This is a genomic window from Rhodococcus sp. IC4_135 (assembly GCF_011602025.1).
Taxonomy (GTDB): Bacteria; Actinomycetota; Actinomycetes; order Mycobacteriales; family Mycobacteriaceae; genus Rhodococcus_F; species Rhodococcus_F baikonurensis.
Genome location: NZ_JAAOLG010000002.1, coordinates 686,090 through 698,082, shown reverse-complemented (window position 1 = coordinate 698,082; position 11,993 = coordinate 686,090). Strand labels below are relative to the sequence as shown.

Sequence of the window (11,993 nt, the reverse complement as noted above, 5' to 3'; positions counted from 1 at the left end):
GGAGAAAGCACGGCACGTGATGCCTCTTGTTGTGCGCGGTACAGCTCGAACGGATCTTCGATGGTGCGGTCGATGGCGCCCTCCAGTCGATCCTGCCCGTATTCGGCGCCGGGCGCATCGGAAACGAATCCGGTCACGGAATCGAGATTGGACGCGAAGATCCCGGCCGCGGATGCCGGTAGAAAGTCCTCGTAGACGATCGGGTCGCGGACGACGACAGTTCCTTCGCTTCGGTACGTGAAGTACGCCAACCCCGCGTCGCCGAGTCCGTCCTCGGTGTGCGGAAATTCGCTGCCCCAGTCGGCGTCCTCGGGCCTGGCGATCAGTCGGTCGTAGATCGCCCTCCCGCTGCGGGTCAACGCGATTCCGCGTGCCTCGACCTCGCCGAATCTGACGCGGACAGGTTCTGTGGTGACCGATCCGTCCGGCCGGCGAAAACGTCTGTCTTCGGCCAGTGCGCGAAACGACGTCTGCCGCAGAAGCAGTGGCGGCCCATTCCATCTCGGCGGGCCTTGGATGCGGTCGATCATGGCGATGCCGCGCTCGGTCATTCGGCGGTACAACTCGTCGATGTCGAGTACCCGTGGGGTGAGGTGGTTGACATGTGTCGAGCCCTGGCCGGCGATGTCTGCGGCGACAGGTGAGATCGCGGCAAGTTCGCGATACCAACCGGCGTCGATGGGTTCGGTGCCGAGCCGAAACGCCGAGGTTGCCGCTTCGACGAATTGTGTCGCCTCGGGCTCCAGGAGGCCGCACTCGCGGTTTGCTTTCCCGGCCCACTGCAGAAGTGCGGGAGAGAACAGGGTTCGGCGACGCAGGAACCCGGTGATCCGACGCTCGAGGTCGGTGTCGAAAAACCTGGAATCGGAGCCGGTCAGTACCGAGGTGAAAACACGGAACGGGTTCCGGGCGAGTTCGGCAGGCTCGGTGGGGCGAAAAGCCGTCGAGACAACGGGAATGGGGGAGTCGGTGAGCCGGAGGTCGTAGTAGCCGACCGGAAACATACCGAATCCGCCGAAGACGGTGGTTACGTCACGTAGTTCGTCGAGAGTCCCCAGTCGGATGGCGCCGTGACGCTCGGCGCTGACTCTCGCCAGGCTGCCCAGGCGCTCCGCAGAATCCGGATGTTCGGCAGCAAAATCACGGTTCACCTGCAGCGTTACATCTACCAAGGTGTTGTAAGCGGGGACCTCGTCGCCGTACATCTTGGCGAGGGCCGCAGCGAACCGTGCACGTAGCTCCCAGGTTTCAACCATACGAATGTCCGATTGCGTTAGCCTGCGCAGGTGCGAGAAACAGAAACCAGTGACGTTGCCGGTGTTCCGGTCGACGAAACCGATCGACTTTTGATGCGTGAATTGGTCTTGGACGGCCGTGCCACTCTCGCGAGTCTTGCTGAGAAGGCTGGACTCTCGATCTCCGCAGTCCAGTCGAGAGTGCGTCGATTGGAGTCTCGCAAGGTGATCCGTGGCTACTCGGCGAAGATCGATCCTGAGGCACTCGGTCACAATCTGTCCGCATTTGTCGCCATCACTCCTCTCGATCCTTCGCAGCCCGACGATGCTCCTGCTCGTTTGCGTCACCTGCCGGCGGTCGTCTCGTGCCACTCGGTGGCCGGGAGTGAAAGTTACGTCCTCCTGGTCCGGGTGGCGTCACCTCGGGCGTTGGAGCGATTGCTGCAGGAGATCCGTACGGCAGCCAACGTCAACACACGAAGCACCATCATCCTACAAACTTTTTACGACGAATGACGCTTGTTCAATAACTTTTACGGTGTTCTATCGACACTCTCGTAAAATTGACATAACCTTCGCGTATGAGTACTGCGATGCGAGACTTCGGTGACAGTGCGCTCTTTCCGGTCTACGAGGTGTTGAAAGCCAGCATGCTCGTCGACGGATTCGATCTGATTCTCGACGTCGAAAGGTCACGAGGTTCCTATCTTCGCGACCTGCGAGACGGAACCGAGTATCTGGACATGTTCGGTTTCTTCGGCTCGTCTGCCCTCGGGATGAATCACCCGGCGATCACCGGCGACGAGGAATTTCAGCAGGAGTTGGCTGTTGTCGCCTCCAACAAGCCGAGTAACTCCGACATTTACACCGAACCTATGGCGCGCTTCGTTGCGGCTTTCGCTCGTGTCCTGGGGGATTCGGCGCTTCCACACTTGTTCTTCGTGGACGGCGGGGCACTTGCGGTGGAAAATGCGCTCAAGGTTGCTTTCGACTGGAAGAGTCGGTTGAACGAAAGCCGTGGATTGTCACGCGATCTGGGGACGAAGGTCCTGCATTTGACCGAGGCCTTCCACGGTCGTAGCGGATACACGATGTCGCTCACCAACACCGAACCGGGCAAGGTCGCGAGATTCCCCAAGTTCGACTGGCCCCGCATCGACTCGCCGTACCTGGCAGACGGCCGCGATGTCGAAGCAGCGGAGAGGCGAACTCTCGATCAAGCGCGCCGAGCGTTTGCCGACAACCCCGACGATATAGCCTGTTTCATCGCCGAACCGATCCAAGGCGAAGGCGGTGACCATCACCTCAGGCCGGAATTCCTGCAGGAGATGCAAGAGCTGTGTCGTGAGAATGACGCCCTCTTCATTCTCGACGAGGTGCAAACGGGATGCGGGATCACCGGAACCGCTTGGGCCTACCAGCAATTGGGATTGCACCCGGATGTGGTGGCCTTCGGCAAGAAAACGCAGGTGTGCGGCATCATGGCCGGTGGCCGCGTGGATGAAGTGCACGACAATGTGTTTCACGTCAGTTCCCGGATCAATTCGACGTGGGGCGGCAACCTCACCGACATGGTGCGCGCCCGGCGGATACTCGAAGTCATCGAACAGGACCGACTGATCGACCGCGCGCGATTCACGGGCGCGCATCTCCTTACCCGGTTGACCGAAGTGTGCGGGCGTTACGCGACGGCGACCGAGCCTCGGGGTCGTGGCTTGATGTGCGCGATCACGTTGGCGGACAGTGACCTTCGTGATCGCGTCGTCCAGCGACTGCGGGAAGACGAGCATGTGATGATTCTGCCGACGGGTAAGCAAGGAATTCGGTTCCGGCCCGCACTGACGGTGACGACCAGTGAACTGGACGACGCGGTCGACGCCGTCGAGCGCGTACTCGAACGCGAAGCCTAGGTCCCCGCCTGGAGTTCGCCCCACACCCGGTCTGGTGTCATCGGCGTGGAGTACATCCGAACTCCACAAGCATTCGCGATTGCGTTTGCCAACGCCGGTGCCACCGGATTGAAGGGCGCCTCGCTCATCGATTTCGCGCCGAAAGGGCCGAGCTTGTCGTACGTGTCGGCAAACAGTACCTCGGTGATCGGCAGATCCCCGATCTGGGGAACGTGGTAATTGCGCAGCTGCGGATTGACCACCCTACCTTCCTCGATGACTATCTCCTCCGACAGCGCAGCACCGAGCGCTTGTCCCACACCGCCTTCCACCTGCCCGCGGAGTTGTGCCGGGTTCATGACGGTGCCGGCATCGGCGGCCTGAACCGACTGCAGGATCTTCACCCGGCCGGTATCCGTGTCGACGGCAACGCGAAAACCGTGAACGTTGAACGAGACCGAGCGCGGTGTTCCGTCGTGGCGACCGTCAGCGGCGAGCGGGCCACCTTCGAGTAGCGTCGCGAAATCGAGGCAACCGTGGGACGTTTCGACCCCGTCCGGCGAAAGATCGTCGATCTGCGCGGCGCGGCCACTCAATCGCGCCGCACGGGTCAGTATCCGCTCGCGAAGGCGCTCGCAGGCGATCAGGAGCGCCTTTCCTGCGACCACCGTTCCTGTCGACCCGAATGCTCCGGTGTCGTATCCGCCGGCATCGGTGTCGGATTGAACAATAGAGATGCGATCGACTGTCGTCCGCAATTCGGTGGCCGCGATCTGTTGGTGAATCGTGGTGGTTCCGTTGCCGAATTCCGCAGTACCGATAGTCACGACGTACCGACCGTCGGCCTCGAGTGCGACGGTGGTGTCGGAGAAGTGACCACGCGGCGGGATCGTCGCGATCATGGCAATTGCCATGCCTCGACCGATCTGCCAACGCGACCCTGCTGGTGCAGCCTCGCCGCGTCCGCTCGACAGTGCACTGTCGACGAGGTCGATGCACTGGTCCAGTCCGTAGCTGCCGAATTCGAGATCACCGTCCTCGACGTGCCAGTCGACAAAATCGTCTCCGGGTACGACGACGTTGCGGCGCCGAAACTCGAAGGGGTCCATGCCGAGACGATCCGCGAGCTGATCCATGGCCGACTCGACCGCGAAGATGATCTGACCGAGACCGTAGCCACGGAAGGCGCCGGACGGAACGTTGTTCGTGTAGACAGCCTCGGCGTCGACGCGTTTGGTCGCAGTGCGATAGACCGCCATGGATTCGGCGCAACCGTGGAACATGACTCCGATCGAATGGTTCCCGTACGCCCCTGCGTCGGAAAGGACGTCGATGGCCAGCGCAGTGAGCGTGCCGTCGGCATCGGCGCCGGCACGCACCGATACCCGCATCGGGTGCCGCGACGGTGCGATGGTGAACTGATCGCTTCGGCTGAACTCGTAGGCAACGGGCCTACCGGTTCGCAGGACGGCCAGTGCGACCAGATCTTCGGTGAGTAGTTCCTGCTTTCCGCCGAAGCCTCCACCTACCCGCTTGGCGAACACCCTGATTCGGCTGCGATCGAGATCGAAGATGTGCGCCAATTCGTCCCGAACCAGAAACGGCACCTGTGTGCTGCTTCTGATGACGAGGCGGTCGTCCTCGTCGAGCCACCCCACAGCGCCGTGAGTTTCCAAGGCCACGTGCTGGACTCGCGCAGTTTTCCACGTACCTTCGACGACTGCAGTCGCATCCGCGAGCGCACGGTCCAGGTCGCCGACGCCGTCGTGAAGCGCGGCAACCACGTTTCGGGGTGCCTCGGCTATCCGTGAGCTCTCGTCTTTGTCGCCGTGCAGGAGCGGAGCGCCGGGGGAACGTGCCAGATCTGGTTCGAACACCGCGTCGAGTACCTCGTAGTCGACTTCGATCAGTGAGAGTGCACGTTCTGCCTGCGTCGGGGTTTCGGCGACGACCGCGGCGACCCGTTGGCCGTGGAAACGGAGGGTGCTGTCGAACACCCGCGTGTCGTCCGGGTCGTCGTTGCGGTCCTCGTGTCGGGCAGTCGAGAACAGCACGTCCGGACTGTCCTGAAAGGTGAGGACCGCGGCGACGCCTGGCGCCGCTTCGGCTGCTGCCGTGTCTATCCGGGTTATGTGTGCGTGTGCGTGTGGACTGCCGAGTACTGCGACGTGAAGCAGGTCGATCGGCTTCTCACCCGGGGAGAAGTCCATGGTGTACTGCTCGGTCCCCGTGACGATGCGTGCGGACGCGGGGGCTGCGATCGAATGCCCTTGGGCCCCGCCTATTTTGGCAGTCTCGGTATTGGATGTACCCGCGAGGGCGTCACGAATGGACCGATAGCCGGTGCAACGGCACAGGTTACCTTTCATCGAGCACGCGAGATCGGATTTTTGTTCTACCGACAGCGCTGATGTGGTGACCACCATTCCTGCGGTGCAGAAACCACATTGGAATCCACCCGCGTCCACGAATGCCTGTTGAACGGGGTGAAGTTTCTCCGGCGTACCGAGGCCGGCGGCGGTGACGACGTCGTGGCCGCCGATGCGATGGGCGGGAAAGATGCACGAATGGGTGGGGTGACCGTCGACCAGCACCGAGCAGGCGCCGCAGTCTCCGGCATCGCACCCCTTCTTGACGGAGTTCGTTCCGTGCTCGCGGAGGAAGGTTCGCAGGCACTGTCCTGGGCGGGGTCGGTCGTCGCGGGGAACTCCGTCCACCGAGTACTTCATTCCAGTTCACCTCGGATTTCTTCGGCGAGAAGCTCGGTCATCGCCTTCCGCCATGGCGCAGTTCCATGGACATCGGTGAAGTAGGCGTCTTCCGGAATCCTGCTGCGCAATGCATCCGCAAGTGCAGCGGTGTCGGGGAGTTCGTCGAATTTCAGTGCGTACGGACGGCGGGTCGCGGCGGTGACCGCCAGGGTGAAACCGTCGGCGCCGCAGCGTCCGGCCACGGCCACGGCAGATCGCCCGAGTGACGTCTGTGCCAGCTTGCGCATCGCGGTACGCGCAGTGAGTGCAGGCACGGGAATTCGGACGCAGCGGATGATCTCGCCGGGGCCGAGCACGTTGCGAGAATCGTCGATGACGAAATCGACTACGGGGACCGAGTATTCAGTACCGTCCGGTCGCCAGATCGTCAATTCGGCATCGAGTGCGGTGCACAGAGTCGTCATTGCTCCGGCCGGGAAGGAGAGCGCGATGTTGCCGCCGACAGTCGCGTATCGCAACACCTTCCACGATGCGAGCAGTGCGTCAGCGCAGTGTTGGAACAGCGCTGCGGCGGACCAAGATGTGGGAAGTTCGGCGCGGCACAGTTCCTCGATGGTGCAGGTGGCCGCGATTTCGATCCCGTGATCGCTGACCTCGACTGCCCTCCAGTCGAGGCCGGACAAGTCGACGAGCGTGGTCAGGTGCGGCTGCGGTTCCGAATACAGCCAGGTGCCGCCGCCGATGAACCCGATGCCGGGTGACGCACAGGGTAGTTCGGCCCGGGTCCGCGGCACCAGAACTTCGTCGACGCTGTGCAGGTCCATCGCGGCCTCAAGCCTTTCCGAGTAGGTCGCGGTGTGCGCGTGCGACATCCGAGGCCACGACGTCCTCGTCGACGGTGGTGACTCGTCCGTCGGCAACTACGATTCGCCCGTTGACAAGCAGTAACTTCAGCGGGGGAGTCGAGCCGAGTACGAGCGCTGCCACCGGATCGGTGATGCCGGCATGCGCGAGGGTGTCGAGTTTCCACACCGCCAGGTCGGCGAGTTTTCCGACCTCGATCGATCCGATCTCGCTGTCACGGCCCAGAACTCGTGCGCCGCCGATCGTTCCCAATTCCAAGGCTTTTCGCACCGTCATCGTCTGCGGTCCGCCCTTGGCCCGAGCAAACAGAAGCGCATGACGAGACTCCTCGATCAGACTGCATGCTTCGTTGCTCGCGGCGCCGTCCACGCCGAGCCCCACGGTGACCCCGCCGTTCACCAGATCGGCGGCACGGGCGATACCGGCTCCCAGACGGGCATTGGAGGTCGGGCAGTGCGCCGCCGCAGTTCCGGTTCGCGCCATCGTCTCGATACCGGCGTCGTCGAGATGGACTGCGTGGGCGTACCAGACGTCCGGGCCCACCCAGCCGACGCGTTCCATGTATTCGACCGGCGTGCAACCGAAAAGCTCTCGGCAGAAGCGCTCCTCGTCCAGGGTCTCGGCCAGATGCGTGTGCATACGCACGCCGTTTTCACGGGCCAGAGTCGCGGACTCTCGGAGCAATGACTCCGTCACGGAGAAGGGGGAGCAGGGAGCTACCGCGATCTGCAACATCGACCCGGTATTCGGGTCGTGCCAGCGGTCGATCACCGACTGTGTGCCGGTCAGGATGTCGTCGAGTTTTTCCACTACGTGATCCGGCGGCAGGCCGCCGGAACTCTGACCGAGGTCCATCGACCCACGGCACGGGTGGAATCTAAGGCCGACCTGCGCAGCCGCGGTGATCTCGGCCTCGAAAACATCCCCGGCGTCGCGGGGGACGACGTAGTGGTGGTCGGTGGTGGTCGTACATCCGGTTTTTGCCAACCAGGTGAGGCCGCCGGTGGCCGCCACGTGGACGGCGTCGGCGTCGATACCCGCCCAGACGGGATACAGCGTGGTCAGCCACTCGAAGAGCGTCGAGTCTGCTGCCAGGCCACGGGTGATCCATTGGTAGAGATGATGATGTGTGTTCACAAGACCGGGAGTGATCAGGCAACCGCTGCCGTCGATCACATGCGTATTCGGGTACGCGGGGGCCTTTCCGCTCCCCACGTCGACAATCTTGTTGCCAGAAATCACGACGTAGCCGTCGGAGTACTCGGAGCGGTCGCCGTCCATCGTGACCACATGGGCATTGGCGATGACGAGTGTTGCCCCGAGCGCTGATTCGGTCACGACAACCAGCCGGCATAGGTGGTCCACGATGGTCCCGCGTCAGGCGCGTCGGATCGGCTGACCGCGGCTTGGATAAGGCCGTACGGACGATCGGCGGCGTGGAACACCTCGTTGTCGTTCTCGACTCCGAAGCGGCCGAGTGCATATTCGAAATGATGTTTGTTGGGTGCGGACAGTCGAACCTCGGCAATGATCGGAAACTCTTCGAGAATTGCCTTGCCGATGTGGAAGAGCGTCTGCTGCAGGGCAAGTGAATGTACCTGCGCGAATTGTTTGACAATTTGTGCCTTGATGCCCACGTAGACCGATTCCCAGTCGACGTCGGTGGTGACGAATCGCCACTGGGCGACCAACGTCGTCGCCATGACGCGGTCGTCGGTCGGCTCGAGGATTGTGTACGGATCTTCGAGGAAACCCGAGAACTCACTACCAGTTGATTTGAGGATCACCAGGTCCTTCAAGCCGCCGATCACCCACGTCCCGGCATCGGCCGTCCCGGCGTCGGAGATGGTGATCGACGCCGTCCGAACTTCTTGACCCTTCCGAATCCAGGTGTAGTCGTGCTCGCTGCCGTCGACAATCGCACGCTCCCAGGCGTATTCCTCGATCTCGATCCGCGCGCCACTGACCGGTTCGATGTCATCGACGAAATGACGGGCGAGTTCGAGTCCGTACGGCTCGATCGAGATCAGGCCTTTTTCCTTGGCGTAGGAGTAGGCCGTTTGTTTCTGCGTGTCGGTCGGCAGAACCTTCGACTGATCACCGGTGAGGTACGCATCGGCGAAATCTCCACGCAGGCAAGTGGAGACGTTGATGTCGTGAATCTCGTGACGGGGGGTGTCTCGGTAGATTCGGACTACTCGATTTTCCGCTTTGCCGTACTGGTGACCCGAGAGTTCGATCGATCCGCTCAACCGTTCGGCGCTTGTATTGCCGGTCGTGATGTTGCCGGTTGTGATGTTTTCGGTAGTCACGTGTTCAGCTCCCGCGATAGGTGGAATAAGCAAAGGGCGACAGCAACAGTGGGACGTGATAGCCCCGTGCTGTGTCGTCCACCCGGAAGGTCACTGTCACTTCCGGGTAGAAGTTCTCTTGTCCGGTGGTCTCGAAATACGTTCCGGTGTCGAAAGTCAGGGTGTAGTGGCCGGCGGTCAGACCGCCGGGAGCAAGTTCGGGGATACGGCCGTCGGAGTCGGTCTCCGCAGTGGTGAGGGTGGCGCCGTCTCGATCACGAAGTTCGACGCGAATCCCCGCCGCGGGGTTGCCCGTCGTAGCGTCGAGAACGTGCGTGCTGAGGGTCTTGCTCATGCTGCGCCTCCGGCGAGTGAATCGATCAGACGGGCGAGTCTGATCCGATTGATGGCGGCCAGTTCGGTTCGAAGCACGGAACGCTCGGTCGCCGGGTCGTTTCGGAGACGGCCTCGAAGGATGTCGAGGAGCTCGGTCCCAGATTTCCCCGACGCGCAGACCAGGTAAACATGGCCGAATGTGTCCTCGTACTCGGCGTTCTTTTGTCGAAGTTCCGCGAGTACATCTTCTGTCGCGGACGAGACTCCCGACTGTTCCCTGGCCGAGGCCGCGCTCTCTGTTCGCTCTCCGATTCGCGGGTGGCCGGACAGTGCGTCGTCGATCTCGGACTCGGGAAGCTCGGCAAGCACCGCATCTGCTTTGTCGAGCAGTGCCTCCAGATCGGCGAACGGGCGAGACGAGGCGATTTCCTGTGCCCACACGGCGGAATGGCAACACTCGAGCAGCGCCGCGACTGCCTGGTGGTCTCCGAGCGCATCGAAGGCTCTGAGACCACTGGAATTCGTTGTAGGCATGTCCACAGGATTACTTGAGCATGTTACGGATCTGTAGCGCAGCAATTACGGGAGATGATGCGTCGCAAACTTTCTTTCGCCGGCCCTGTCCGGCTTTGGTCCGGCTCTTGTCCGGCACGGTCGAACGCCCGATACATTCTAGGTATGACCGATACTCCGAAGTTGTCTTCCGTCGTACCGTCGCTGGCGAACCTCCGAGACATCGGTGGCCCCGAATCGAGCTTCGGAGGCACCGTCCGCACCGGGAGCGTGTTTCGTTCCACTGATCTGGCATCGCTCAGCGCGGACGGCGCACAGACCCTCGCCGATCTGGGCATCGTCACGATCTACGATCTGCGCACCGAATCCGAACGGGAAACGGCACCGGACCTGACGCCGGACGGTATCCGTGAACTCGGCCTGGATGTCCTGGCGGACAAGCAGTATCGCGCCATTCCGGCTCAGATGCAGCAGATGATCGCCGACCCTGCGTTTGCTGCCGAAGCGTTGGGCAGCGGCCAGGCGCTCGAGTACTTTCAGGGAAGTTACCGCGATTTCGTGACCTTGCCGAGTGCGGTCGCGTCGTACCGGCAACTGTTCGTCGACTTGGCGCAGCCGGCCAGCTCGCCGGCACTCGTTCACTGCACCACGGGCAAGGACCGCACGGGCTGGGCCGCAGCCGCGCTGCTGCTGTTCCTGGGGGCTTCCGAGGACGCGGTCTTCGCGGACTACCTCGAAACCAACAAGGTTCTGTTGCCGATGTTCGCGCCGCTCCTCGAGCGTTTCGAGGCCAAGGGTATCGACCCGACCCTGCTCGAAGGTGTCCTCGGTGTCAGGCGCGAGTACCTGGAGGCGTCGATGGCAGAGCTCGCACAGGTTCACGGATCCATCGAGGCCTACTTCACCGACGGCTTGAAGATCGACGCGTCGACTCAGGAACAATTGCGGAGCAACCTGCTCAGCTGATCAGAACCTGCTCGGCTGGTCGTTGTGGGCGTTTCGACGCCGCGTCACGAGGCTGACGATACCGATCCCGACGGCAATGCCGAGCAGATCGGCGCTGCCGTCCCAGATCGAACCCGAACGCGAAATGGGCAGCGCTGCTTGAAGAACCTCGGATGTCGCGGCAAAGATCACCAACCACACCGCCGTGAGCCACACCGGGATCCGGGCGTGCAACGAGGTGATCGCCAATACCGCGAACATCAACGTGTGGGTGATCTTGTCGGTGTTCTCCGGGCTGGACGGCACGGTGGAGCCCGGAGAGAAGAGCATGATCAGAGCGACGACCACGGCTATCGCCAGCGGCCAGTACCGGTTGTTCTTCAATTCGTCTGCCCCTCGACCACTACGAGCCCGAGTGCACCTTCGGCGAACCTCGTCACGGCGTCGGCAGCTGTCGTGAGTGCCTCGTTGTGCCCGTCGCGGGCCCAGCCGGTGAGCAGGGCGGTGGAGTCGAGAGGCGTCAGAACGACCTCGGCGAGAAGCTCACCGGTGTTGGGTTGGCACACTGCCCAGGAGTAGACGCTGTTCTCGTGCCACTGAGCGCTCCGCTGACTCACGTAATCGGGGTCGGTGATACCGCCGTCGGCAAGAGCGGGGCGGTCGTCCACACGCTCGTCTGCGCGCAGTGCCCGCAGATACCAGCCGCCTGCGTTGATCTCGATCGGCTCCATCAGTCGGAGTCCCGTTCGCGGCGGCGCTTGGCCTTGCGTTCCCGGTCGGTACCGAACAGCAGCGCACCGGCCAGGGGAATCGCGAGGAACCACAACCACGTACCGGTGACGAAGAACAAGATCACCGCGAGAATCGGGACGACAGCCATGACACGACCGGACCAGTCGGGGTTGAAGCCGCGCTCCGCCGGTGCGTCGGGAGGCGTCACCATCGACAGGGGAGCGGTGCCGGGGGCTTGATAGTTGCCCGGCAGATCGGCGAACACCGGAACGAGTTCACTGCGAGTTGTTGCGGCACTGACGATTCCGCTTCTCTCGTCGAACTCCGTGACGGTGAGGCGGCCTGCGGCGAAATGCTCGCTCAGAAGATCGAGTGCCTGCTCGCGTTCTGCAGTGCCGATGCGAATGTCGGGGACGTCAGCCATCGTTACAGCCTACTCAAACGACTGTGCGCCTTTCCGGTAGTGGGGACTACCGG

13 protein-coding genes are annotated in these 11,993 nt (G+C 62.4%); 3 read left to right on the top strand and 10 right to left on the bottom strand.

Annotated elements, in window-relative coordinates:
• A partial coding sequence (locus tag G8767_RS08105) for a VOC family protein (protein WP_166809788.1) occupies positions 1 to 1,256 on the bottom strand: 1,256 nt, incomplete at its 3' end.
• A 30-nt stretch (positions 1,257 to 1,286) separates the two neighbouring features.
• On the opposite strand from G8767_RS08105, the gene G8767_RS08100 reads away from it, so the two are divergent.
• Together G8767_RS08100 and lat are read left to right on the top strand one after the other, a co-directional pair.
• On the top strand, positions 1,287 to 1,751 hold the full coding sequence (locus tag G8767_RS08100) for an Lrp/AsnC family transcriptional regulator (RefSeq protein WP_003940830.1): 465 nt from the start codon (positions 1,287 to 1,289) through the stop codon (positions 1,749 to 1,751).
• 65 nt (positions 1,752 to 1,816) lie between these two features.
• The gene (gene lat, locus G8767_RS08095; protein ID WP_166809787.1) at positions 1,817 to 3,145 is read left to right on the top strand and encodes an L-lysine 6-transaminase; all 1,329 of its coding nucleotides are present in this window, start codon (positions 1,817 to 1,819) and stop codon (positions 3,143 to 3,145) included.
• Here the strand turns inward: lat and G8767_RS08090 are convergent.
• The 6 genes from G8767_RS08090 to uraD form a co-directional block, all read right to left on the bottom strand.
• Complete coding sequence (locus G8767_RS08090; RefSeq protein ID WP_166809786.1) at positions 3,142 to 5,853, bottom strand: molybdopterin cofactor-binding domain-containing protein; 2,712 nt, start codon at positions 5,851 to 5,853, stop codon at positions 3,142 to 3,144. The genes lat and G8767_RS08090 overlap by 4 nt on opposite strands.
• Positions 5,850 to 6,659, bottom strand: a complete 810-nt coding sequence (locus G8767_RS08085) for an FAD binding domain-containing protein (protein ID WP_166809785.1) — start codon at positions 6,657 to 6,659, stop codon at positions 5,850 to 5,852. Before G8767_RS08085 ends, G8767_RS08090 begins: the two co-directional genes overlap by 4 nt.
• A gap of 7 nt (positions 6,660 to 6,666) precedes the next feature.
• Positions 6,667 to 7,980, bottom strand: a complete 1,314-nt coding sequence (locus G8767_RS08080) for an 8-oxoguanine deaminase (protein WP_240952033.1) — start codon at positions 7,978 to 7,980, stop codon at positions 6,667 to 6,669.
• 53 nt (positions 7,981 to 8,033) lie between these two features.
• Positions 8,034 to 8,951 (bottom strand): factor-independent urate hydroxylase, encoded by a 918-nt coding sequence (pucL, locus tag G8767_RS08075; RefSeq protein WP_166809820.1) that lies wholly within the window; start codon positions 8,949 to 8,951, stop codon positions 8,034 to 8,036.
• A gap of 64 nt (positions 8,952 to 9,015) precedes the next feature.
• Entirely contained in the window at positions 9,016 to 9,345 is a 330-nt protein-coding gene (gene uraH / locus G8767_RS08070) for a hydroxyisourate hydrolase (RefSeq protein ID WP_095969052.1), read from the bottom strand.
• Positions 9,342 to 9,860 carry a 2-oxo-4-hydroxy-4-carboxy-5-ureidoimidazoline decarboxylase gene (uraD, locus tag G8767_RS08065; protein WP_124566431.1) on the bottom strand — a complete coding sequence of 173 codons (519 nt, stop codon included), beginning with the start codon at positions 9,858 to 9,860 and terminating at the stop codon, positions 9,342 to 9,344. The genes uraH and uraD overlap by 4 nt, the downstream gene beginning before the upstream one ends.
• Before the next feature lie 144 nt (positions 9,861 to 10,004).
• On the opposite strand from uraD, the gene G8767_RS08060 reads away from it, so the two are divergent.
• A complete protein-coding gene (locus G8767_RS08060; protein WP_095969054.1) occupies positions 10,005 to 10,805 on the top strand; it encodes a tyrosine-protein phosphatase in 801 nt (266 codons plus the stop codon).
• Here the strand turns inward: G8767_RS08060 and G8767_RS08055 are convergent, their stop codons facing one another.
• From G8767_RS08055 to G8767_RS08045, 3 genes are read right to left on the bottom strand one after another with little or no spacing between them, the layout of a single operon-like run.
• Entirely contained in the window at positions 10,806 to 11,168 is a 363-nt protein-coding gene (locus G8767_RS08055; protein ID WP_166809783.1) for a VanZ family protein, read from the bottom strand.
• Positions 11,165 to 11,515 carry a hypothetical protein gene (locus tag G8767_RS08050; protein ID WP_166809782.1) on the bottom strand — a complete coding sequence of 117 codons (351 nt, stop codon included), beginning with the start codon at positions 11,513 to 11,515 and terminating at the stop codon, positions 11,165 to 11,167. Before G8767_RS08050 ends, G8767_RS08055 begins: the two co-directional genes overlap by 4 nt.
• Positions 11,515 to 11,940 carry a DUF1707 domain-containing protein gene (locus G8767_RS08045; protein ID WP_003940708.1) on the bottom strand — a complete coding sequence of 142 codons (426 nt, stop codon included), beginning with the start codon at positions 11,938 to 11,940 and terminating at the stop codon, positions 11,515 to 11,517. The genes G8767_RS08050 and G8767_RS08045 overlap by 1 nt, the downstream gene beginning before the upstream one ends.
• Between the last annotated feature and the right edge of the window lie 53 nt (positions 11,941 to 11,993).